The organism is Pseudomonas sp. DNDY-54, assembly GCF_019880365.1.
Taxonomy (GTDB): domain Bacteria; phylum Pseudomonadota; class Gammaproteobacteria; order Pseudomonadales; family Pseudomonadaceae; genus Stutzerimonas; species Stutzerimonas stutzeri_P.
Genome location: NZ_CP082271.1, coordinates 3,112,824 through 3,136,606, shown reverse-complemented (window position 1 = coordinate 3,136,606; position 23,783 = coordinate 3,112,824). Strand labels below are relative to the sequence as shown.

The 23,783-nt window shown below is 56.4% G+C and carries 19 protein-coding genes and 2 pseudogenes; 10 read left to right on the top strand and 11 right to left on the bottom strand.

Annotated elements, in window-relative coordinates; translation table 11 throughout:
- Nucleotides 1-325: 325 nt before the first annotated feature.
- Nucleotides 326-685, top strand: coding sequence for a DUF2946 domain-containing protein (locus K4O48_RS14460; protein WP_222912109.1), 360 nt, complete (start codon nt 326-328; stop codon nt 683-685).
- 56 nt (nt 686-741) lie between these two features.
- Nucleotides 742-2,874: a TonB-dependent copper receptor gene (locus K4O48_RS14455; RefSeq protein ID WP_222909090.1), complete on the top strand. Its 2,133-nt coding sequence runs from the start codon at nt 742-744 to the stop codon at nt 2,872-2,874.
- A gap of 66 nt (nt 2,875-2,940) precedes the next feature.
- Here the strand turns inward: K4O48_RS14455 and K4O48_RS14450 are convergent, their stop codons facing one another.
- The 4 genes from K4O48_RS14450 to xseA are packed head-to-tail and all read right to left on the bottom strand — an operon-like array spanning nt 2,941 to nt 7,068.
- On the bottom strand, nt 2,941-4,248 hold the full coding sequence (locus tag K4O48_RS14450) for a mechanosensitive ion channel family protein (protein ID WP_222909089.1): 1,308 nt from the start codon (nt 4,246-4,248) through the stop codon (nt 2,941-2,943).
- 37 nt (nt 4,249-4,285) lie between these two features.
- Entirely contained in the window at nt 4,286-4,828 is a 543-nt protein-coding gene (locus K4O48_RS14445) for a hydrolase (RefSeq protein ID WP_222909088.1), read from the bottom strand.
- A gap of 19 nt (nt 4,829-4,847) precedes the next feature.
- Nucleotides 4,848-5,666 carry a M23 family metallopeptidase gene (locus K4O48_RS14440; RefSeq protein WP_222909087.1) on the bottom strand — a complete coding sequence of 273 codons (819 nt, stop codon included), beginning with the start codon at nt 5,664-5,666 and terminating at the stop codon, nt 4,848-4,850.
- Nucleotides 5,667-5,688: 22 nt separating this feature from the next.
- Nucleotides 5,689-7,068 carry an exodeoxyribonuclease VII large subunit gene (gene xseA / locus K4O48_RS14435; RefSeq protein ID WP_222909086.1) on the bottom strand — a complete coding sequence of 460 codons (1,380 nt, stop codon included), beginning with the start codon at nt 7,066-7,068 and terminating at the stop codon, nt 5,689-5,691.
- Nucleotides 7,069-7,196: 128 nt separating this feature from the next.
- Between xseA and K4O48_RS14430 the strand changes: the two genes are divergently transcribed.
- From K4O48_RS14430 to K4O48_RS14405, 6 genes are all read left to right on the top strand, one after another.
- Complete coding sequence (locus K4O48_RS14430; RefSeq protein WP_222909085.1) at nt 7,197-7,748, top strand: sugar ABC transporter ATPase; 552 nt, start codon at nt 7,197-7,199, stop codon at nt 7,746-7,748.
- A 126-nt stretch (nt 7,749-7,874) separates the two neighbouring features.
- On the top strand, nt 7,875-9,344 hold the full coding sequence (gene guaB / locus K4O48_RS14425; RefSeq protein WP_222909084.1) for an IMP dehydrogenase: 1,470 nt from the start codon (nt 7,875-7,877) through the stop codon (nt 9,342-9,344).
- Nucleotides 9,345-9,550: 206 nt separating this feature from the next.
- The gene (guaA, locus tag K4O48_RS14420; RefSeq protein WP_222909083.1) at nt 9,551-11,131 is read left to right on the top strand and encodes a glutamine-hydrolyzing GMP synthase; all 1,581 of its coding nucleotides are present in this window, start codon (nt 9,551-9,553) and stop codon (nt 11,129-11,131) included.
- A 301-nt stretch (nt 11,132-11,432) separates the two neighbouring features.
- Nucleotides 11,433-12,689, top strand: coding sequence for a tyrosine-type recombinase/integrase (locus K4O48_RS14415; protein WP_222909082.1), 1,257 nt, complete (start codon nt 11,433-11,435; stop codon nt 12,687-12,689).
- 60 nt (nt 12,690-12,749) lie between these two features.
- Nucleotides 12,750-13,025 carry a hypothetical protein gene (locus tag K4O48_RS14410; RefSeq protein ID WP_012019489.1) on the top strand — a complete coding sequence of 92 codons (276 nt, stop codon included), beginning with the start codon at nt 12,750-12,752 and terminating at the stop codon, nt 13,023-13,025.
- Nucleotides 13,026-13,029: 4 nt separating this feature from the next.
- Nucleotides 13,030-13,554: a helix-turn-helix transcriptional regulator gene (locus K4O48_RS14405; RefSeq protein WP_222909081.1), complete on the top strand. Its 525-nt coding sequence runs from the start codon at nt 13,030-13,032 to the stop codon at nt 13,552-13,554.
- 14 nt (nt 13,555-13,568) lie between these two features.
- On the opposite strand, the gene K4O48_RS14400 is transcribed toward K4O48_RS14405, so the two are convergent.
- Nucleotides 13,569-13,751, bottom strand: a complete 183-nt coding sequence (locus tag K4O48_RS14400; protein ID WP_260523639.1) for an AlpA family transcriptional regulator — start codon at nt 13,749-13,751, stop codon at nt 13,569-13,571.
- Between the two features lie 167 nt (nt 13,752-13,918).
- A complete protein-coding gene (locus K4O48_RS14395) occupies nt 13,919-14,851 on the bottom strand; it encodes a DUF6602 domain-containing protein (protein WP_222909080.1) in 933 nt (310 codons plus the stop codon).
- 187 nt (nt 14,852-15,038) lie between these two features.
- Here K4O48_RS14395 and K4O48_RS14390 point away from each other — a divergent pair.
- Nucleotides 15,039-15,362 (top strand): annotated as a pseudogene (locus tag K4O48_RS14390) (helix-turn-helix transcriptional regulator); the annotation flags it as partial.
- Here the strand turns inward: K4O48_RS14390 and K4O48_RS14385 are convergent.
- The 5 genes and pseudogenes from K4O48_RS14385 to K4O48_RS14365 form a co-directional block, all read right to left on the bottom strand.
- Entirely contained in the window at nt 15,353-15,724 is a 372-nt protein-coding gene (locus K4O48_RS14385; protein WP_260523638.1) for a helix-turn-helix transcriptional regulator, read from the bottom strand. The pseudogene K4O48_RS14390 and the gene K4O48_RS14385 sit on opposite strands and share 10 nt — an antisense overlap.
- Nucleotides 15,725-15,903: 179 nt before the next feature.
- Nucleotides 15,904-18,828, bottom strand: a complete 2,925-nt coding sequence (locus K4O48_RS14380; RefSeq protein WP_222909078.1) for an NACHT domain-containing protein — start codon at nt 18,826-18,828, stop codon at nt 15,904-15,906.
- Nucleotides 18,829-18,922: 94 nt separating this feature from the next.
- On the bottom strand, nt 18,923-19,675 hold the full coding sequence (locus K4O48_RS14375; protein WP_222909077.1) for a nuclease-related domain-containing protein: 753 nt from the start codon (nt 19,673-19,675) through the stop codon (nt 18,923-18,925).
- Between the two features lie 171 nt (nt 19,676-19,846).
- Nucleotides 19,847-20,950, bottom strand: a pseudogene (locus K4O48_RS14370) (Fic family protein).
- A gap of 92 nt (nt 20,951-21,042) precedes the next feature.
- Nucleotides 21,043-21,921 (bottom strand): competence protein CoiA family protein, encoded by an 879-nt coding sequence (locus K4O48_RS14365; protein WP_222909076.1) that lies wholly within the window; start codon nt 21,919-21,921, stop codon nt 21,043-21,045.
- A 141-nt stretch (nt 21,922-22,062) separates the two neighbouring features.
- On the opposite strand from K4O48_RS14365, the gene K4O48_RS14360 reads away from it, so the two are divergent.
- Complete coding sequence (locus K4O48_RS14360; RefSeq protein ID WP_150606161.1) at nt 22,063-23,046, top strand: hypothetical protein; 984 nt, start codon at nt 22,063-22,065, stop codon at nt 23,044-23,046.
- Nucleotides 23,047-23,783 lie beyond the last annotated feature (737 nt).

Genomic DNA, 23,783 nt, shown 5'->3' with positions numbered 1-23,783 from the left:
GTTTCCTTGAGCGACGCTCCGTGCGCGATGCGTAGCGCAGAACACGGAACGGATTGATGCGAATCAGATGGTTGGAATCTAGTGGTTCCCATGCCGCTATTGCAAGGGTCGACAAAAAATTGGTGCTTGATTCCAATAAAAGGCAAATCAGAAGAATATTTACGTTACTTACACAGCTTTGTGTGACTTCGATTGCTCACCGCTTGCGGCCCCGTGTCGCACTCAACGCGGCCAGCCTCTCGTGCCATGATCCCGCGCTAATTGAGCAGGCTGAGCACAGCCAGCGAACAGGAACGGTCGCGTGATTCGTAAAGCACACCTTTTAGTGGGTCTTTGGCTTGGCTTTTTCGCCATGTTGATGGTTCATGTTGGTCCGCTTTACTCAGCCATTCAGCTGGCGCCGTCGGCCGCGACAAGCGCATCCGAACACCTTCATGGTGCGCATGCGCAAACGGAACACCATCTCCAGCATCAGAGTGACGCAGAGCCTGCGTGGCTGAAAGCGCTCGACCTGTGCGGCTATTGCGAGCTGCTGACCTTGAGTCCGCCGCTGGTTCTGGCCGTGATCGTCACGATGCCTTACTACGCACCGTCATACGCACGGCTGCGTTCAGAACAACCGCTGCCGCCAGAGCCGCGCCGCAGCGGCGGGCATCCTCGCGCGCCGCCACGTTTCCACAGCTGATCTTCGAGCCGCACCTCTGCGGCCTCTTCACTGTTTTCAGATGTGGAAATCTCAGTATGTCCAAGAATACGTTTGCTCATGAGGCGCGCGCCTGCCTGTCCGTTACTTTCGTTCTGCGTCCGTTGCGCCGTTACTGGCGCTTGGCCCACCTTGCTTTGCTGGGCAGCGTCGCCGGCAGTGCCGTGGCGGCCGAACAGCATCAGCACCACTCGCTTGAACTGACGCCGATGATCATCACCGGCGTGGCGCAACAGTCTCCGCTGACCGTAGTGACTGACCCGAAGATCCCGCGCCAACCGGTGCCCGCCAGCGACGCGGGCGACTACCTACAGACAATTCCTGGCTTTTCCGCCGTGCGCGGCGGTGGTTCCAATAGCGATCCGGTATTTCGCGGCATGTTCGGATCACGGCTGAACATGCTCACCAATGGTGGCGTGATGCTTGGCGCATGCCCAAGCCGGATGGACTCACCCAGCTCATACATCACGCCGCAGAGTTACGACCAGCTCACGGTGATCAAAGGCCCGCAAACTGTGCTGTGGGGACCGGGCGGCTCGGCGGCCACCATTCTGTTTGAACGAGAGCCGGAGCGTTTCAGCGAGTTCGGTGGCCGCGTCGATGCCAGCCTGCTGGTCGGTTCGGATGGGCGATTCGATCGTGCCATCGATGCGGCGACCGGCAGCGACCTGGGTTATCTCCGGCTATTGGCGAACCGCTCGGATTCCGACAATTACAGCGACGGCAATGGCGACCGCCTGCACTCGCGGTGGGACAAGTGGAGCAGCGACCTGGTCATCGGCTGGACGCCTGATACCGATACGCTGCTTGAGTTGACCGCCGGCGTCGGTGACGGCGAAGCGGCCTACGCAGGTCGCGGTATGGACGGCAGCCAGTTCGAACGCGAAAGCTTGGGGCTGCGTTTCGAGCGTGAAAATCTCGGAGAGGTTCTGCAAAAGATCGAAGCCAGGCTCTATTACAACTATGCCGACCACGTAATGGACAATTTCAGTCTGCGGACGCCGTCAGGCAGCGGAATGATGGCCAACCCCATGGCCAGCAACGTCGATCGACGAACACTTGGCGGCCGAGTAGCCGGCACCTGGGCGTGGGACGCCTACGAGCTGGTTGCCGGAATCGACGCGCAGACCAACGAACATCGCAAACGCGCGCCGGCCTTCAGCATAATGGGCGGCTACACCAGCCATGAGCGGGCGAGCTGGAGCAAGGACGCCGGCTTTCACAACTACGGTGCATTTGGCGAGCTGAGCTGGAGCGCGGCCGAGGGCGACCGTGTGATCGGTGGTGCGCGTCTCGATCGTGCTTCGGCCAAGGACTATCGGCAGCAACTCTCCAATTCCATGGGCGGCAACTGGGCCAATCCGAGCGCCAACAGCGAGCGCAGCGACACCTTGCCTAGCGCGTTTGTGCGCTACGAGCACGATCTGAACGACCTGCCCGCTACGGCCTATCTCGGGCTTGGTCATGCCCAGCGCTTCCCGGATTACTGGGAGCTGTTTTCTGCGAGTACCGGGCCGGTAGGCAGCGTTCAGGCGTTCGAAACGGTCAGGCCGGAAAAAACCACCCAGCTTGATTTCGGTATTCAGTACGAGCAGGGGCCCTTGTCGATGTGGGCGTCCGGGTATGTCGGGCAGGTGCGTGACTACATCCTGTTCAACTACGTGCCGATGGGCATGATGACGCGCACCTCCGTTGACAACGTCGAGGCGCGGATCATGGGCGGCGAGCTTGGCGGAAGCTATCGACTCTCTCCCGCGTGGAAAACCGACGCAAGCCTGGCCTATGCGTGGGGTGAGAACCGCTCGGATGATCGTCCGATGCCGCAAATTCCTCCGCTCGAGGGCCGTCTGGGGCTGACATACGAGCGTGGCGATTGGAGTGCAGCGGGACTCTGGCGTGTGGTGGCCAAACAGAGTCGAGTGGCTGAAGGGCAGGGTAACGTCACCAGCAAGGACTTCGGCGACAGTGCCGGTTTCGGCGTGCTCTCGGTCAATGGTGCATACCGTTTGAATAAGCACTATCGGGTCAGTACGGGTATCGACAACCTGCTCGACAAGGCCTACAGCGAGCATTTGAATCAGGCGGGAAGCGCCGGTTTCGGTTATGCCGCGGATACACGCATCAACGAGCCTGGCCGCACCTATTGGGCGCGTGTCGACCTGAGTTTCTGATCGTCGCTTACGCAAGAGGCACGCCAGTCGGGAGGGAGCGGCATAGCCGCTTTCTTCCTTAGGGTTTTAACCTTCGCGTTGCTCGCTGTCGATACGCCGCTCGGATGGCTGGGGATGTTCAAGCGCTGGCTGGCTGAACAACTCCCTGACCGAACCGTAGCCTTCGCGCATGTCAGCGCCGCTCGGGTGCTGGAATACCCTGAGGCCAAACTCGGGAATAATCGCCAGCAGGTGATCGAAGATGTCCGACTGGATCGCTTCGTATTGTGTCCAGGCCACGGTATTGGTGAAGCAATATATTTCCAGCGGCAGACCATCCGCGGTCGGGCTGAGCTGACGAACCATCAGGGTCATGGCCTGGTGAATGCCACCATGGCTGCGCAGATAGCGTTCGACGTAGGCGCGAAAACTGCCGATGTTGGTGATGCGCCGCGTATTCACCGGCTCCTTGCCACGCTCTTTGAGGTTTGCATTCCAGGCGTCGATCTCGCGGCGCTTTTCGGTGAGGTAGTCATCAAGCAGGTTGAAGCGATGCAGGTGCTCGCATTCGTCTTCGCTGAGAAAGTGAACGCTCTGCTGATCAAGAAACAGGCTGCGCTTGACCCGCCTGCCACCGCTCTCCTGCATCCCTCGCCAGTTCTTGAACGAATCGCTGATAAAGCGTTTGGTGGGGATGTTGCTGATGGTCTTGTCCCAGTTCTGCACTTTTACCGTATGCAGCGCGATGTCGATGACATCGCCGTCGACGTTTAGCTGCGGCATTTCTACCCAGTCGCCGACGCGGATCAGGTCGTTGGAGGTGATCTGCACGCTGGCGACCAGCGAGAGAATGGTGTCCTGGAATATCAACAGCAGGACCGCGGCCATGGCGCCGAGGCCAGACAGCAGTATCAGGGGGGAGCGGTCAATCAGCGTGGCTATGATCAGGATGGTGGCGATCGCATAGATCACGATCTTGATAACTTGCAGATAACCCTTGATGGGGTGGACGTGAGCGTCTGATCGACGCTGGTAGATCATGTTGATGATGTCCAGCAGTGCGCCCAGCGCAAGGGCGATGGTCAGTACGATGAAGCCACCGCAGACATTGCGCACCACCGTGACGGCTGCTTCCGGCAGGCCCGGTACGGCGTTGACGCCTACCGACAGGACCAGCGCCGGCACGATGTTGGACAGCCGCCGGATGATGCCGAAGTCCTGCAGTTGAGTTTCGCGTGCGCTGCGCAGCACCTTGTACAGGCCGCGCACCAGGATCCGCTTGACTATCCAGTTGGCCAGCCAGGCGGCGAATACCAGAGCCGCACTGGCAACCAGCGTCTGCAGCTCAGGGTGGGCTCTGAGCCAGTCCAGCCAGATACTCATCTCGTCCTGCATGGATTCGTTCCTCGGAAAGATTGACGGCGTGGGTGGGTTAACGGATGAACTCGCGGCTGACCGAGCGGAAAAGGTCAGTACCCGCCTGCTCCATCCACTCGAACGCAACCATTTCCCGTGAAACGATGCTGGCGCCGGCCTGTTGCATGCGCGCGAGGCCGAGCGCTTTGTCGCTGGCGCGGCGCGAGCCGACGGCTTCCTCGACAACGAAGACCTGATTGCCACGGGCAACCAGGTCGAGGACGGTCTGCAACACGCAAATGTGTGTTTCGGTTCCACAGATCACGAATTGCTTTCGCTCCCCGCCAGGACGCTTGAACAGCTCACCGTCACGCGCAGCGGAGAAGTGCAGCTTCTCAATGATTGCCTCTTCGGCTACGCCGTCGCGCAGGGAAGCAACTGTCGGGCCCAGGCCCTTGCTGTACTGCTCGGTCAGCAGCACCGGGACACCGATGCGCTCGGCAACCTGCATCAGCCAGGCGCTGTGCTCGGCCAGCGCCGTATTGCCATCGATGGCGGGAAACAGGCGTTCCTGAATGTCGATGATGAGGAGGGTAGAGTCCTGTGCGCGGATAAGCATGCCGTTGTCCTTGGTTTGATCAGGGCTTGAACGCACCGATGAAGATGGACGGATCGATGCGCGCATCGTTGAGGCTGACGTTCCAATGTAGATGTGGGCCGGTGGCCCGGCCGGTCGCCCCGACCTGGCCGAGTACCGCACCGCGTGACAACTCCTCTCCGAGCTTTACGTCTATCTGCGACAGATGGCAGAACATGCTGATCAGGCCTTGGCCGTGGTCGACGAACACCGTCTTGCCATTGAAGAAGTAGTTGCCGGTGAGGATCACCTTTCCGGCGGCAGGCGATTTGATCGGCGTACCCGCCGGAGCGGCGAAATCCAGGCCTGAATGGGGGTTGCGTTCCTCACCATTAAAGAAGCGACGCAAGCCGAACGGTGACGACAGTGGCCCGTTGACCGGCTTGTCGAACAACAGGTTGCTGGGTTGGCGCTGGCTGAACTGGCGATAGGCGCGGGTCTGTTCATCCAATTCGCGCTCGATGCGCTTGAGGTCGTCCGGATTCGGATTGACCTGCCGCTTGTTTTTCAGAGTGATGCGCTGCTCGCGATACGTGCGGGGCTCGACGTGAAAGCTGTGTACCTGGCCATCAACATTCAGTGATTGGCTGCCGGCTTTGACGCTCAGTGGAATGCCGACGATGGCGATCCAGCGCTGATCATCCTCGCGCACCACCAGCACGGGCTTGCTGTCGTAGCGCACGTTAGGCGCGCTGGCATCGTTACCGAGGTCTATGACCGCTACGCCACCCGGCACGGGTTTGTTCAGCAGGCGGGTGAGAAAGCCTTCGGCATGGGCGGGAAGTGTCAGGCAGAGCAGCAGGGTAAGGGCGAAGCGCATGGAAGTCCTGAGTGAAAGTGAATTAGTCCAGCAACGACAGGGTTACCGGCATCTGGTGATTATCTTCGACACGTACATCCAGCTCGCCGTTTCCTAGTCGAGCCTTCAGGCGCTGGCCAGGCTGGGTCTGGTCGGCTCGGCGGATCGCCTGGCCGCGGTCATCGAGCAGAATGCTGTAGCCACGTGACAGCGTGGCGAGCGGGCTGACGACGTTCAACGTCTGCGCCAGTCCCTGTAGCTGTTGGCGATGGCCTTTGAGCGTGTCCTGCATCGCTCGGGGTAGGCGGCTGGACAGATGTTCGAGCCGTTGGCGCAACAGGTTCAGACTTCGGCCTGGGTGCTGCCCGGCGAGGCGAGTCTCGAGGCGTGCGAGGCGTTCCTGTCCAGCGCAGAGTCGACGGTCGATACCCCGCAGGAGGCGCGCCTCCAGATCGTCGATACGCTGGGCTTGCTGTTGAAGGCGTTCGCCGGGATGACGCAGACGCCGCGTCAGGCCGTCCAGTCGTGCGGCATCGCGATGCAGGCGATCGCGCATGCGCAGCAACAAGCGCTGGCGCAGACCCTCGAGACGCTGGCGGACGTCGGCGCTGCTGGGTGCCAGGAGTTCGGCCGCAGCCGACGGGGTTGGCGCACGGACGTCGGCGACGAAGTCGGCAATCGAAACATCGGTTTCATGGCCGACCGCGCAAACGATCGGCGTCTCGCAAGCGGCCACGGCCCGCGCGACCGCTTCTTCATTGAAGCACCAGAGGTCTTCCAGCGAACCGCCGCCGCGAGCCAGGATCAGTGCATCGAAGCCGCCGCGGTCGGCCAGCTCCAGCGCGCGGACGATCTGCGCCGTCGCTTCGCGTCCCTGGACGGGCGTTGGTACGAGCGTCAGGGCGACATGCGGGGCGCGTCGCCGAAACACAGAAATGATGTCACGTATGACCGCGCCCGTTGGCGAGCTGACAATGCCGATACGCCTCGGATGAAGGGGCAGGGCGCGCTTGCCGGCGGCATCGAAAAGACCCTCGGCATCGAGCTTTTCTTTCAGTGCTTCGAAAGCCAGGCGCAGCGAGCCGTCGCCGGCCGGCTCGACATTATCGAGAATCAGCTGATAGTCGCCGCGACCCTCGAACAACGACACCCGTCCGCGTACCTTCACCGCCAGGCCATCGCGCAGCGCCTGGCGCACGCGTAACGCGTTCTGCCGGAACAGCGCGCAACGGACCTGCGCGTTCTTGTCCTTGAGGGTGAAGTAGATGTGGCCGGAGGCGGGCTTGGCCAAATTGGATATTTCGCCTTCGACCCAGACCTGGGCGAACACGTCTTCGAGCAGCAGCCGCGCGCGACCGTTGAGCTGGCTGACGGTCAGCACTTCGCGGTCGAGGTTCAGGCGTTGGAAGGGATCATTGAGCATGGCCGCGATGATAAGCCGCGCACGGTCATGCGGGAACCGAAACTGTGACGCTTCCGTCAGCCACCCTTGACCACCTTGGGCGGGGCGCTAAGCTGCGCGGCTTCGTTCGCCTCTCGTTTCGAGCCCTCATGAGCCACAGCCAAGCCATCGTCGTGCCGCGCATCTCCACGTTCCCCGGCCACGAAGCCAAGGCGCGGATGATTCTGCGTTGGCTTTCCGAACGGCGTATCGTCGAGGCGCTGCCGACCACCTGTGGTCGGGGAGTCGGAGGCATGGGATACGCCATTGCGACAGGCGCCCGCAGCGTCGTGCAGCATCCTGACCGGCTGCCCTACGGCGAGGCGATCAATGGGCTGGAAGTGATCACCAAGCGTTGCATCTATACACCGACTCGTGATTTCGTCGAGGAGGCCGGGTGCCCCGAGTGTCGCCGCGAAATCGGCGAAGCGTTGTTTGAAAGCCTCGACGAGTGGATGCCCCGTCACACCGACACGTTCGTATGCCCCGAATGCGACTTCGAGGACGACATCAACGGCTTCATGTTCATTCCGGCCTGCGGATTCTCCAATCTCGGGTTCATCTTCAATGGCTGGGGTGAGGCAGGCTTTCGCGAGACGTTTTTGGACGAGTTCGCCGCACGCCTGGGTTTCAAGGTGGCGCTGGTGATAGATCGCGCGTGACTGGCTGGTCATTTTGTCGGCGTCCAGCGGTTTCGGGCGCGCGGCCTGCCGCACAACCACATTGAGTGAGAGGGGCTGCGTGGGTATAATGCCGCGCTTCCTTTTTCCCGCCTGGGAGCCCCCGCCATGCTGCGTATCAGCCAAGAAGCCTTGACGTTCGATGATGTTCTCCTGATCCCGGGTTATTCCGAGGTCTTGCCTAAGGATGTCAGCCTCAAGACCCGCCTGACCCGCGAAATCGAGCTGAACATTCCCCTCGTTTCGGCGGCAATGGACACCGTCACCGAAGCTCGCCTGGCCATCGCCATGGCGCAGGAAGGCGGCATCGGCATCATCCACAAGAACATGAATGTCGAGCAGCAGGCCGCCGAAGTGCGCAAGGTCAAGCGCCATGAAACGGCCATCGTTCACGATCCGGCGACCGTGACCCCCGAAACCAAGATCAGCGAACTGCTGCGCAAGGCGCGCGAGCTTGGTTTCTCTGGTTTCCCTGTGGTCTCGGGCAAAGAGCTGGTGGGGATCGTCACCGGGCGCGACCTGCGCTTTACGCCGAACGTCGGTGATTCGGTTGCCGCGATCATGACGCCCAAGGAAAAGCTGATCACCGTGCAGGAAGGTACGGGGCTCGAGGAAATCAAAGCCAAGCTGCATGAACATCGCATCGAGAAGATGCTCGTGGTCGACAGCAACTTCCACCTGCGTGGCCTGGTCACCTTCCGTGACATCGAAAAGGCCAAGACCTATCCGCTGGCATCCAAAGACGACCAGGGCCGTCTGCGCGTCGGTGCAGCCGTGGGTACCGGCGCCGACACCGCCGAACGTGTAGAAGCCCTGGCAGCTGCCGGCGTCGACGTGATCGTCGTAGACACCGCACACGGCCATTCCCGCGGCGTGCTCGATCGCGTGCGCTGGGTGAAGGATAACTTCCCGCAGGTGCAAGTCATCGGCGGCAACATCGCCACCGCCGAAGCGGCACTGGACCTGGTCAAGGCCGGCGCTGACGCAGTCAAGGTCGGGATTGGCCCCGGCTCGATCTGCACCACCCGTATCGTCGCCGGCGTCGGTGTGCCGCAGATTTCCGCCATCGCCAACGTGTCTGCTGCGCTCGAAGGCACCGGCGTACCGATGATCGCCGACGGCGGCATCCGTTTCTCCGGTGACCTGTCCAAGGCCATCGTTGCTGGCGCCAACGCCGTGATGATGGGCTCGATGTTCGCCGGTACTGAAGAAGCGCCAGGCGAGATCGAGCTGTTTCAGGGGCGCTCATACAAGGCCTACCGCGGAATGGGCTCGCTGGGTGCTATGTCCCAGGCGCAGGGTTCGTCGGATCGTTACTTCCAGGATTCCTCGGCGGGTGCCGAGAAACTGGTACCGGAAGGTATCGAAGGGCGCGTGCCGTACAAGGGATCGCTCGCGGCAATCATCCATCAGCTGATGGGCGGCTTGCGCGCCTCGATGGGCTATACCGGCAGCGCGACGATCGATCACATGCGCACCCATCCGCAGTTCGTGCGCATCACCGGTGCCGGCATGGCTGAATCCCATGTGCATGACGTGCAGATCACCAAAGAGGCGCCCAATTACCGGGTTGGTTGAAAAATCGATCTGACGCTGCTGCGCTAGGTCATGCTGCGTTGGAGAAAAAACTCGAAATGCTCATTTGCTTCAGCAAACTCCGCTTTCTCGTTTTTCTCCGCCTTGCCTGCCCGTCGCTCGCGACGCGGCAAATCGATTTCAAATATATGAAAAACGGGGCTGCTTACTCAGCCCCGTGTCATTTGTGACTACCACGAGAGATGCCCATGGCTCATCCTGACATTCACGCTCACCGCATCCTGATCCTGGATTTCGGCTCGCAGTACACCCAGCTGATCGCCCGTCGCGTTCGCGAACTTGGCGTCTACTGCGAGCTGCATCCGTTCGACATGAGCGATGAGGACATCCGCGAATTCAACCCGCGCGGCATCATCCTCGCCGGCGGACCGGAATCGGTGCATGCCGAGGGCAGCCCGCGCGCGCCGCAAGCAGTGTTCGATCTGGGCGTGCCGCTGTTCGGCATCTGCTACGGCATGCAGACCATGTCCGAGCAGCTCGGTGGCAAGGTGCAGGGTTCGGATGAGCGCGAGTTCGGTTACGCGCGGGTCGATCTGGTCGGCAAGTCCAAGTTGTTCGAGGGCATTGAAGACCATATGGACGATGACGGCGTGTTCGGTCTCGACGTCTGGATGAGCCACGGTGACAAAGTGACGACCCTTCCGGAAGGCTTCCACATCCTGGCCAGCACCCCTAGCTGCCCGATTGCTGCCATGGGTGATGATGACCGTCGCTACTATGGCGTGCAGTTCCACCCGGAAGTGACCCACACCCGTCAGGGCGGGCGCATCCTGTCGCGCTTCCTGCTGGAAATCTGCGGCTGCGAAGCGCTGTGGACGCCGTCCAACATCGTCGACGATCTCGTCGAGCAGGTTCGCGCTCAGGTCGGCTCGGCCAATGTTCTGCTGGGCTTGTCTGGCGGTGTCGATTCGTCGGTGGTCGCGGCGCTGTTGCACAAGGCCATCGGCGATCAGCTGACCTGCGTGTTCGTCGATAACGGCCTGCTGCGCCTGCACGAAGGCGATCAGGTGATGGCGATGTTTGCCGAGAACATGGGCGTCAAGGTGATCCGCGCCGATGCCGAAGCGCAGTTCCTGGATAACCTCGCCGGCGAAGCCGATCCAGAGAAGAAACGCAAGATCATCGGTCGCACCTTCATCGACGTGTTCGATGCTCAGGCCAGCAAGCTGGACAACATCCAGTACCTCGCCCAAGGCACCATCTACCCGGACGTCATCGAGTCCGCCGGTGCCAAGAGCGGCAAGGCGCACGTGATCAAGTCGCACCACAACGTTGGTGGTCTGCCGGAGGAGATGAACCTCAAGCTGGTCGAGCCGCTGCGCGAGCTGTTCAAGGATGAAGTCCGCAAGATCGGCCTGGAGTTGGGCCTGCCGTATGACATGGTCTACCGCCACCCCTTCCCGGGTCCGGGCCTGGGCGTGCGCATTCTGGGCGAGGTGAAGAAGGAATACGCCGACCTGCTGCGTCGTGCCGACCACATCTTCATCCAGGAGCTGCGTAACTTCGATTGGTACCACAAGACCAGCCAGGCCTTTGTGGTGTTCCAGCCGGTCAAGTCGGTTGGTGTCGTGGGTGATGGCCGCCGCTACGCGTGGGTCGTCGCGCTGCGTGCTGTCGAGACCATCGACTTCATGACTGCACGCTGGGCGCATCTGCCTTACGAGCTGCTGGAGAAAGTCTCCAACCGCATCATCAACGAAATCGAAGGCATCTCCCGCGTCACCTACGATGTGTCGAGCAAGCCGCCAGCGACGATCGAGTGGGAGTGATGTCGGGTCCTTCTGGGCTCATTGAGATGTATCGATAGCCAATTGCAACGTGTTGATTTAAAAGAAAATTCGTTGCAATGGTTATCGAGGCCTATCGCCGATTAGCAGAACGGATTGGCGGTAGCGGGGACGGTAGTAAACAGCGGTCGGATTGAGACCGTTCTGTTTACTATCCGGTCAAAACCGGTCTTTGACGGTAAATCGCTCCTTGGGAAAGCTTGCCCTGTGCGGCTTTCCCGGCATCAACAGGTCTCCTGACCCTTGACGGTAAAAGCCGTCATGAACAGGAGTAAAAACCTCGATGCTTACTGATACCAAACTGCGCAATCTCAAGCCCAAGTCCAAGCTGTACAAGGCTTCCGACCGCGATGGTATGTACGTGACGGTATCGCCAACTGGTACCGTCACCTTTCGCTACGACTACCGTCTCAATGGACGCCGAGAGACGCTGACCATCGGGCGTTATGGGCCAACTGGCATCTCCTTGGCCATGGCTCGCGAGAAGCTTCTCGATGCCAAGCGCATGGTCGCCCTGGGCAAGTCTCCCTCCTTGGAGAAGCAGCGTGCTAAGCGGCGCCTGAACGCTGCCAAGAACTTCGGTGAAACGCTGACGAAGTGGTTGGCCGGTGCGCGCATGGCCGACAGCACGCGTGCGATGCGTAAAAGCATCATCGACCGCGACATCCTGCCGGTCTTCGAAAATCGGCTGCTGACTGAAATCACCCCTGACGATCTGCGAGCACTGTGTGCCAAGGTAAAGGCTCGAGGGGCGCCGGCAACTGCGGTTCATATTCGCGACATCGTGAAACAGGTATATGCGTTCGCGATCCTGCATGGCGAGAGAGTCGAGAATCCGGCTGACGACGTTAAGGCGTCTTCCATCGCTATTTTCGCGCCGAAGGACCGGGCGCTGAGCCCGACCGAAATTCGGCTGGCCTTTCATCAACTGGAGACAATCGCCGCGTATCCCACGATCAAGCTGGCCTTGCGGCTTGTGCTGCTGACCTTGGTACGCAAGAGCGAGCTGATCGAGGCGACATGGGACGAGGTGGACTTCGAGAACGCCACTTGGACGATCTCCAAGGAGCGGATGAAGGGGCGTAACCCGCACGTTGTCTACCTGTCGCGCCAGGCCTTGGACATCTTCGTGGCGCTGCACACCTGTGCGGCCGGTTCGCGCTATGTGTTGCCCTCACGCTATGACATCTACCGCTGCATGTCGCACGCCACCCTGAACCGCATCACCCAGCTCATCGCCTCCCGTGCGAAGGAGGCAGGCCTGCCGTTGGAGCCGTTCACCGTCCATGACCTGCGCAGGACTGGGTCCACTCTGCTCAACGAGGTGGGCTTCAACGGCGACTGGATCGAGAAATGCCTGGCTCACGAAGATGGTCGCTCCTCGCGCTCGGTCTACAACAAGGCCGAGTACGCGGAGCAGCGCCGGCACATGCTGCAGGAGTGGGCGGACATGATCGACGCTTGGATCGATGGCCGCACTCATATTCCCCGACTTCTGCCGGACAGCGTCGTGGTGCCGGTGTTGAGTGCCACAGTTTAAGGAAAGTGCAAGGTTGTCAGTTGACAACCTTGCCGTTCATGCGAATACTGGAGATCACTGATGACCCGTCCTTCTCACTCGAAGAAAGAGGTCGAAGAAGCACTCAGGCATGCCGAAGAACAGGGCTGGCGCATAGAGCTGGGTGGTAGCCACGCTTGGGGGCGAATCTACTGCCCCTACAACGATGAAGAGTGTCGCTGCGGCGAGTTCTGCATCACCAGCGTGTGGAGCACACCGAAGAACCCAGGCAACCATGCGCGTGCCCTTCGGCGCGTCGTCGACAACTGCACCACGCACCGTAAGCAGCGGCAGACCGCTGAGGGTGCAGAGGAGTAGCGCTATGGAATACACCTTCACTCTGAAATACCAACTGGCCGACTATGACCGTGATGCGGAAGCGTTGGTCGAGCGCCTCGGTGAGGCTGGCTGCGACGATGCCCTGATAGGCATTGGTCAGCCAGGTCGCTTGGCGTTGGAGTTCACCCGTGAAGCGGAGAACGCTGAGGCGGCTGTGCGTAGCGCACTGGCTGATGTGCGCAGTGCCGTACCGTCGGCCAGGCTGATCGAGGCGGCACCGGACCTAGTCGGACTCACCGATGTGGCGGAGATCGTCGGTGTGTCGCGCCAGAACATGCGCAAGCTGATGTTGGCTTATCCGAACAGCTTCCCTACTCCGGTACATGAGGGCAGTGCTTCGATCTGGCACCTGGCGGACGTGCTGACCTGGCTGCAGACCAAAGGCAGCTATTTGCTGCCTGGTGGCGTCTTGGAAGTGGCCCAGGTGGCCCTGCAGGTCAATTTAGCCAAGGAAGAACGGCGGCTAACGCGTCCCGCCTCCCAGGAGCTGCAAGCCCTCGTCGGATGAGGATGGCATCGGCTTCATGCTTGGTTTGAGCCCGCCCGGGCAGGGCGGGTTTTCCGTAGGTACACATCCGGCTTGCTGATATTGACCCGAGGCGCCCGCTTGCGCTCCTGGATCCAGGCCTCTACCTCGGCAAGATTCCAGACCACGCAACGCGGTGTCAGGTTGAAGCGCCTGGGGAATTTACCACGGCGATCCATTTCGTTAATCGTTGATACGGCGCATGAAGAACCATGCCGGGTAGCTGTTCTATTTTGGTGTGAATGCTTCAGTCTATGCGTGACCTACTAATTGAATTTTTGAACTGGTTTCAAGGTGGATCGGAATAATCCAAAGTCTTGAGGGAGATAAGTTCTGTATCTATCTATTAATACTCCTGCTCAAGATCAATAAACACCACATCCTCCCGGCTCTGAATATAACGTCCCATATCTGGGTAAAGCACGGATACTGTTGTTAGCCCTTGGTGGAACAGTGTGCAGAAGTGTCTTAAATGCTCGATTGATTGCTCTTCAATTGGAAGAATTAAGCGATGCTTTAAACGCAGTGCTTGACTTGAGCGAGAACCATTTTCGTCGATGAGTGTCAGCAAGTGGGATGGAAATTGAAATATTGAGCCGTTGGGGTGCAAATACGCAAGCATCCCATCGCGGAGGCTGAGAATTATATTGTGCCGGTGGCAAAACGGATGATTGGGAAGCTCCTCATTGTAACAATTCACGATATCTTGCAGGTGGTGCTGTACATTAAATTGAAACGACTCGCATATTAGGAATGTGAAAATTTGATCCAGCTCGTCTCGCTCAGGTTCGAACGTACTGCCGTGTATCCCACCTGACTTAAGTGTATAAGAGTAGGACGGCTCGTAGAGCGAGTCTCTAAGCGATTTCAGCTTTGCTAGCTTGCGGAGCGCCTTCTTCAATTCCGTCAGCGACATATGTGATTTGATTTCACCAACTGCGCAGACTGACTCGATAGGAAAGAAACGTTGGAATTGGTCGTCTCGAATCAATGGAGTGACTGTTTTATCATATATGACGATATCGCATTGTGTGCTGATGCGGCCATTCGAGTTAACAACGAATCCAGTATCTAAGCCCATGCGTTCTGGTGTGAATAATTTGAGGAAGTCACCGACAATCCGTTCGCGGTACACGCCAAATTCTAGCGAGTGTACTAATGTGCCTTGCTCATCTACGAATAGCCGCCGAGAACTTTCGATGAATGACGCTACAAAGCTACGTATTTTTTCGTCCAATAATGTGGATAGTGCATTGTCAGATTGTTGTTTGCTCACCATCTACCTCCGCTCCTTTTCGAGAATGCGAGCATAGCGCTTATAAGTGTCCAGCGTATGGCTTTGCATAGCTTGCCGGGAGCGTCAGAGCCTCCCTGATAGCCCCTCCTGGATCTACCTACGAGCACTTTATCGAACAGACCGAGCTTCCGGCACAGCAGACGAACTGCCTATAGACTTCAAGGCTGATCAAGTGACGCCGGATCTGATAGGTCCCACCTACGTGGCAGAGATCGTCGGCGTGTCGCGCCAGAACATGCGCAAGCTGATGTTGGCTTATCCGAGCAGCTTCCCTGCGCCGGTGCATGAGGGCATTGCTTCGATCTGGCACCGGGCGGATGTGCTGACTTGGCTGCAAGCCAAAGGCAGCAATTTGCTGCCTGGCGGTATCTTGGACGTGGCTCAGGTGGCCTTGCAGTTCAACCTAGCCAAGGAAGAACGACGGCTAACGCGCCCGGCCTCCAATGAACTGCTAGCCCTTGTCGGCTGGGGATGGCGCGGACTTCATGCTTGACTGGAGCCCGCCCGGACAGGGCGGGTTTTCCTCAGGTAAACGTCCGGCTTGTTGATGTTGACCCGAGGTGCTCGCTTGCGCTCCTCGATCCAGGCCTCCACCTCGGCCAGATCCCAGACCACGCAACGTGGTGTTAGGTTGAAGCGCTTGGGGAACTCGCCACGACGTTCCATTTCGTAGATCGTTGATTCAGCCAGTGGGACGATCTGTCTCAGCTCATACTTGCGGATTGTGCGCCGGAAGGGCAGGGGGCTGCCCTTGGGGAACTGCGGAAGCGACTCGTAGGCTTCCGAGCCTGGTAAGGGGAGGGGCTGGTCAGACGCAGTGTCGAGAGCATCGGTTGTACGAGCAGACGTATCCATCTCTATCTCCATGATTACGTTCCATGGGGAGATGGTGGATGTCGGTATTTATCGGAACAACATGCTGTGGCGTAGTCTGGTGCAGAGGCTGCTTCTTACCCAGGCTGTGTTTAAGCTCCCGCTCAGTTCAGAGGTTCGCATTGCGACCGTGGGCCAAAAAATTATGAAGCATACGAGTCTCAAGAAAGTTCCTCTGCTAAGCGAAAGAGTTCCAGAGATGGGCTCCCTTGTTCAAAGTAATCTATCACGCTCTTATATTCATCGCTCACCTTGAACTGTCGCATAGTTGGCTTTTGGGGGTCTTTGTAATTCTTCAATACCCCTTTCTCTAGCAAAATAGGGAGAAGATTTACGGCGGAAAGTTTCTTTCTTACTTCTTCTTGCTTTCTTGGATAAAAGTTCCCGCGCTGATGGAACAGTCTAAATACTTTTAATAGTTCTGCGAGAACTGTTTCTTTGTTTTGTGCTTCTTCTTCTTCTTTTTCAGTCAGTAGATGTTGGATTTGCGTCAGGTCACAAGTGCTCGAGAAAAGACCGCTATGTATTTTTATTGTTACCCCGGCTCTGGGGTTGATGTCGTTAAATTGGGAGCTCTCGAATCTGGTGCCCTCATTCATTGGACACTCCCAGAAATACTCGTAATTATCGAAAGTGCAATCGCGTAGTGTTCGGTCTCTAAAGTCAAATGTTGGTTTTGCAGAAGAGCTTCCGAATATGTCTATAAGTGCCATTCCTACCAATTCGTTGCCTTTCAGGAATAGCTTTTCTATAAGGTCTGTCCTGGTTTCAGTGTTGGATTGACTGCTATCGGACTTTTGGAGTAGGCAAAGTAAAAGGGAGACAATTGAGGAAATTAAAGTGTTACCATCTTCATAGTCTGCTGCAGACTCTATTATTTCTATGCAAAACAACAGAAGGTCATCATTTATTTCTATCCTTTCGCATACTGATTCTATGAAGCTGCTGTCATATTTCAAATAACCTGCGATCACCTTAGCTGTTTGCTCATTAAGTGCTGCTATGTCCTTCTGTTTGAAGAAATATACGAGATGCAATGCGGTAAAGTAGACGTCAAAAACATCATATCTGAACTGTATCTTGTTGTCCGAGCACACTAGTAACGTATGGCCTTTGATTTTTTCGATCAATGCATTGTCTGGCTCTGCGACAATTTTTTGAAGCTCTTGCTTGATGTCATAAAGGTCGATGCCGCTGTCTTTGCTAATGGCAATTCGAATAAACAGTTCTATTTGCTGGTCTACACTTAATCCGCCGAGTTTTATGATTTCTCGGTCGCATACCTGTGCAATCAGAAAGTCAGTATGATTTTCTGATGACAAGTATCGGCTGGTGATTTGTTTTGTTAGCGTGAAATCTTCGCTTTTAGAGTTTATTAAGTATCCAATCATATCTAGGAGGAATGGAATGTAAACAAGTTCTGCATTGCCTTGTTTTGTTGTGGTTTCGATTGCTAGCTTTTCGGCGATGGTCATCGCATTTGTGATGCGTTTCTTGTCACCAGCTAGTTTCTGGTTGAAAAACTCATGCGCCAAAGTGCTGTTAAATGCTTTCAATATGATTTCGGGTAGAAGGATTTTTTTTCCTACTTCGCTCCAAAAATGATCTCTGCATGTGATTAGGAATTTGGTTTTCCTAAGGTCGGAGGAGTATTCTTGGAAAATTGAGGTTATAAATGCCTGTACGTCGAATCTATTTCCTAGCTTTGCAATTACCTCGTCAATGCCGTCTAGAACAACGGTTAGACTTCCATTGTCTATCGATAGTTTAAGGAGGTCTTTGTTGAATCTAGATGAGTCGTTGCCATCTACGTCCATTTGGGCGCGGTAGAAGTCAAATACGTCACTAATCTTTGAGTTTCTTGAAAGCTCATTAATGATTTCTTTCGAATCGATAAATAAAATTCCCTGATCACGCTCTTCTGAATATATTTGATCAAGGAATTGCTTTGCAAGTGTGGTCTTCCCTATTCCGCCATGCCCGCTTACAATGAATAAAGGTTCATTCTCAGTTCGATACCATTCTTTAAGTTTTTCGAGTGCAGGGAGGTCGTGCTCTTCCTCTAGATCGTAAAGGCCGTTGACATAGATCGGCAGATTAAATTTTTCATATGGTAGTAAGCAGTCTTTGTATAAAAAATTTCGCCCGAACTCGTCTACAAAATAGACAAATTTTGTGCCAAATAACTTGGATATGTTCTCCTTTCTCTTCTCCACATCCTTCAGTGCTGGCTTGTCGATCAGTATGATTGAGGATTCAGGTTTGGAGATATAACCTTTGCTGTTTATCTCTCCAAAGGTTTTTCCTTGGTTTGAACTGTCATGGATATAAATAAAATCTTTTCCGCCATCAAATCCATCTGTGAGTTTGTATACTTCGTAAATGATACTTTCTTTCCAGTTCTTTACTCTTACGGGGTAGTTTTCTGCGAGAGAAAGGCTGGAGTTTTTGTCCATAAATAATTGGACGGTTTTTTCAATGCTTCTTTCAGTTTGTTGTGCTTCTGGCTCTGAGAGGCTAATTTTTGTAAAAAGATCTGAGTGTCTGAATGTATCAAATTCTTCTTTAAGGCTTTGGTACTCAGCGGGAGTGGCGGTTCTAACTTCGTCGGTTTTTTGTCCTTTTCTTATTAAAACTCCTCCCTCATCGATGTGTCTGGTTTTGGTTTTTAATCCAGATTTAAGCTCCGTTATATATCCTCTTGCAGGGATCTCAATTACGAGTAAGGAGCATCTTTCGTGGCTTGTAATATGAATATTTATATCGGTTAGCGATGGGGTCGTGTATTTTTCTAGGCGTCGAATTAAATCTTTTCTGAAGATCTGGATATTGCTTAGTTGCTTGATTTTTGATAGTTCAATGTCAAAAAGCTTCTTCTCTGCTTCCGAGTAGCCGATCACCAAGTGGCGGGTTTTTCCGGTATGTCCTAGGTACCCGTTTGATAGTGAGATAATATCTTTTATTAGTTCGCCCCAAAGGTCGGACATTTCTGAAGAGGGGGTGTCATCATTCCAATACCACTGCCTTTTAAACTCCAGAATAGGTGATTCATGCTCGGATATCAGTTCAATAATGCTTGCTTTCATTTACTATGTTCCGTATTCGCTTTAGCTGTAATGAGGCTATAGGTGACAGGCCAAACGTTCTTGCTGATTCATGCGCTCAGAGGCTTTGCATGGTTCAGCATCTTGGAAAAGCCGAGCCGCCCCAGAATTGATGTTCTACTTTCGGGCCCGACTTAACGGTACGAATAAGCAGCGCGCTTCCGCATTTACGGCATCGCTGTTTGGCTGTCGGATCACTCCGGTGCTTAAGGTTCTGTAGATGCTCGCGATGGGGGGCGAGGGTGGGCGCACGTCGGCCGGTTTGCAGGGCGTGCAGCATGGTGTCGACTTCAGCCTCGCTGAATACCGGCTGCTGGAATGACTGGATGTAGCAGATAAAGCCACTGCCCTGGGTGACGTTGGCAGGCACTTCTGTTTTGAACGTGCCGCCGCCGACGAAGGTGATGACCGAGTGCAGATGCTCGGGACTGACGCCTAGGGTGGCTTCCAGAGCTTTGAGGTGCTTGTAGTTCTGCCGCAGCGGATTCTGGAGTTTGAAGCTGCGCTTGTAGAGCTTCTGCGTCCACTGCGCCTGCTTCTCGCTGCCGAAGATCCAGCCGCTCATGTTCTTCGTTTCCAGTACGAAGATGCCGTAGAGCGAAAGGAATACGTGGTCGATCTGCGTGGTGCCGTCCGGCGTGTTCAGGGTGACGTTGTGCAGGCGGCGGTAGGTTTGCTTGTCCAACTGCCAATGGGTAAACAGGCGCACCAGCAGTTCGCCGATCTGCCCCTTGGCCCAAGGTGATTTGAGCAGGCCGATCAGCAGGGCTGCCGGGATGAACCAGGTCAGCATGCCCCAGACCTGGGCGACTATCGGGCTGTAATCCATTTTCTTCCTTGAGCAAAGCTGCTTGATGGCTGGGCGGGCAGGCGTGCCGAAATCCAGTTGACTGGCACTGGTCTGGATAATGGCTAATTGCTTTCAATCGCTCAAGGGGATCACGACCATTGTCCTATGGCGCGATGACGCACTAGAGGCTGACTAGCTCGGCTAGGGTGCTCAGCGTGCTATCTGGTAACGCGTGCTGCGCCCACCACCGGGAAGTCGCTCGATGCAGCCTTTTCCCAGCAGGTCGCTCAGATGACGGTTTGCGGTAGCTTTGGATACCTTGGCCACGGCTTGGTACTGCGCCGCGCTGATACCGTTCTCGAAACCGCGCTCGCCGCCATCGAGCAGGCGGTTAAGCACTTTGATCTGCTCCGCCGATAGCGTTTGGCTGCGGTGTGCCTGCCAGAAGCGCGCCTTGACCAGCATACGGTTGATACGAGCAAGGGCTTGCTCCAGGTTATTAAGCGATGTTCTGAGAAACCACTGCAGCCAGGCGGTGATGTCCAGGGTACCTTTCTGGCTAGCTTCAAGGATGCGGTAATAACCAGCGTGATCATCAAGGATGCTCGCGGACATGGCATAGAAGCGAATAGCCTGCTGCTCGCCCTGAGCCAATGCCTGGTCGGTAATGGCGCGCGTGAGGCGGCAGTTGCCGTCATCGAAGTGGGTAGGGTAACGAACCAGAAATGGGCGATGCCGGCGCGCAGAAAGGGATCAAGGCTGGCATCGCTGCGGCTGCTCTCGAACCAGGCCAGAAAGTCCGCCAGTTGCGCTTTCAGCCCGGCGCGAGGAGGGGCTTCGAAATGTACGGTAGGGCGGTCGATTCGACCGGAAACCACCTGCATGGGCTCTTCGCCACGCAGTGCGCCGATTTGCAGTGGTCTGGCCAGCAGTTGGTCATCGCTGGGGAATAGCCAGTGGTGCCAGGTGATGAGTCGCTGTTCGTCTAGCAGTTTTTGGTGCAGGCGGGTGGCATCGAGCAGCAGTTCCGTCAGACCTTCGGAACGTGAGGTGGTGCGACCTTCTTCGCTCAGCCCCAAGCGCCGAGCCAGTGATGAGCGTACCGAACCGACATTCAACTGCTCACCCTCGATGGCTGAAGATGTGACGATGTTCTGCAGCATGGCATCCAGGCTGCTCTGCACTTAGCACCGAGCATCCCTAACAAACGTCCCTGAGCCTGGCTGCAGGCGCGCAGCAGCGGTGCAAGCGCTTCGGCTTGCCAACTGAACTGTGCCAGTTGGGCTGCTGCCAGATCCAGAGCGGGTCATTCATAAGGGGTGTTCATCTATGAGCCGATTAGCGAGCCTATTCGGCTCACTGTCCAATTTCCAACCGGGCTGGCCTGGCTTGAGTGGCATGCCTAATCAGTGCTCCTGGTTCAACTCTTGAAGGCGCTTTAGTACTTCGTTTCGACACTGAGGATAGAAAATCCAATTCTTGTACTTGAGGTTGTACTCGCCTCCCAGCTCATTTCGCCAGGTTTTAAGCAGCTCAGTGATTTGTGGGTTGAATGACCAGGAGCGCACGGCAACTGAGCCTGTAGGCAGTATTCGGGCGGATAACCACATCCCCATAATCGTATAGCGGTGCTCGGTACATTTGGCTTGGGGATCAGCTGAAGGGAGCTTGGCTGCAATGGCTTGCCAGTCAATTGCCGGGTGCGCAGGTAATGGGGGCGGTTCGGGAAAGATCCAGGATTTGTTGCGTGTCTGCTCCAATACATGGGCTTTCACCTCTTCTGAGGGAATTGGCTGCTTGTTGAGCAATAGTTCACTGAGGTTAATCTCGACGGTGTTGATGCCGGCGCTTCTGATCCGCTCCAGTTTTTCGACGCCAATGAATGAGGTGACCGCTACCTCGATGAATAGCTGACTGCCATCTTTCAGGTGGGCGACCAGATCTGGCTGGAATCCTTGCTGTGGGACCTCCTCTGCCACCCTTTCGAAATCCCACCAGCTGCTTTTGTCTTCGCTGTCCGGCCAGACACCAGGCATAGGTGGCAGCTGCAGACCGAGCTGGTTGCGGATGACTTCTTTGGCGTACAGGTGCAGCAGGCTTTCGCGTTGGATGAAGCAGCTTTCCTTGTTCGAGTGGTGGGAGAAATGATGCTCACGGATCAGGCCTTTGCGAGCGACCACCGGCTCACCGCAGCATGCGCATGAGCAATTGCACGCAAGCCCACGCATGGCGTTTTCAATGGTTATCAGTTGGCCGTTTGGATCGAGTGCAACGAACATGCTCATGGGTTAAGCCTCTGGTGTTAAGACGGCTTCAAGAGTCATGATTCGAGCTGGTTAAAACCTCCCCCGAACCCTACATAAAGGGTTCGGGAGGGTTCATGGAGATGCTTAGGTCCCTTTATTTTCGGGGCATAGGGAGGGTTTGTGCTGAAAGTAATGCGTTGTCTGGATGAAGAGCTGCGGCAGTCGCCTGCACCAGATGTAAAAGCCTACAAGGTGATCCGAGTTTTGCTGGAGGCCAGCATTAATGCTCTGGAAAAGGGCAACCAGGACCCTCAGACGTTTGACCGCGCGACCTTGCTAGATATATGCGACCCGAAAGTGAAAGCGGCCGGGCGTGACCCTGCGCGTTGGCTGCCAACCACCGCGCTGGAAACATTCCTAGACTCCCGGATGAACTCGATTCGGAAACGTGCAGAGCAAATGGGCTTGAAGCATTTACCGGTGATCGCAAGCAGTGATGCGAAGGGCGGGGCAGGTAACCAGCGAGTCTACTGGCTTACAACTCAGCCGATTGAAAACAGTGATGGCGGCTTGCTTACAGGGCAGGCATTTCGACAGATCATCTACACCAGGACGGAAAATGGTGAGGTTAAGCCAGCCCTGTTTTTACGGCTTATTTTCCGCGAGGGTGTGCTGGAGAACCGCAGTTGGCGGGGTGTGATGATGCTACTCACAGTGCTGCTTGGTATGGGGTTTCTGTCGCTTTGGGTTTTTGCATCGCTATGGAGTCTTTCCGCAATTGATCAGGCGCTTACGCTACGGCAGCTCGTCATCAGCGTTTTAGTGGGCTTTCTGGCTTGGTGCATATGGCGTGGTGTACATCAACCATGGGTTGAGTTGGTAGACAACCGAGTCGTAAAGGCACCGGCTCCGTTGCTTTCATTCAAGGAGGATTCTGCCGAACTCGAAATGTACCGTGATGATGAGAAGAGGCCTTGGACAAGGTTCGTGCGCTTTTCAAGTGACTGTCCCTTCTGTGGTGGCCGGATTTTGTTAGCAGAAGGAAGGCCAGATCACCCAGTGCCTCTTGTTGGTAGGTGCGGTGAAAGTCCACACACGCACGTGTTCAGTTTTGATCGGGCCAGACTATCAGGGGTCTATATCGGCCCAAGGCTTCAGGCTTAGGTTTCAAGTTCCAAGCTGATCGCAATGAGGAGTGTTAGGCACGCGCCAAAGCCAGAACTGGCGGGCGTTTGCGTTGTGCACGGCACGCCTATGCATGCATTGAGTGCCGTCTCCAACCCCCGTGCAGACTGCTTTCCGGGCCAACGGAGTGCCGCCCCCTTTTATCTTGCCCTCCGCTTTTTCCGTGCAGTTGTGTTCCTGAGCAGGGCAAACAGGCAGGGTGATGTTAAGGATCTCGCAGCCGCTGGGCGGTAGCCGAGGGCAGAGGTATCCGCGGGTCCGCGGTGCTTGAATGCGCAGGCTGAGCACACGCTATCGACATCTAGAGCGACGCGATAATGGACAGCTTATCGACATGAGTCCGAGCACAAGAGCTGCGCCAGAACGATCATCCCGCCGACAGACAGCGGAAAGAAGTGGCGACTGTCGAATGACTTCGGGTTGATGCTGCTGAGCAGGAGCAATTCATCGCCAACCAGGCGTTGGTAGGTTCGCCAGGCTGGCAACGCGCGACCCTGTCGATCTCTGCGCAAGAGCCTGGCAACAATGACGCCATTGATGCGCGCCCACCTGGCCCTCTTGCATACACATGCGCTGCGGCACGATCGCCGCCGACAACGGTGCGTTCGTCAGCAGGTAGCCGTGTTGCGCAGCCATTGCATTGCCTCCGGTGGTAGGTGAACCACCATCAGATTGCTAGGAGCCGGTGCATTGGCCGGAGAAGTGCGATACAAGCC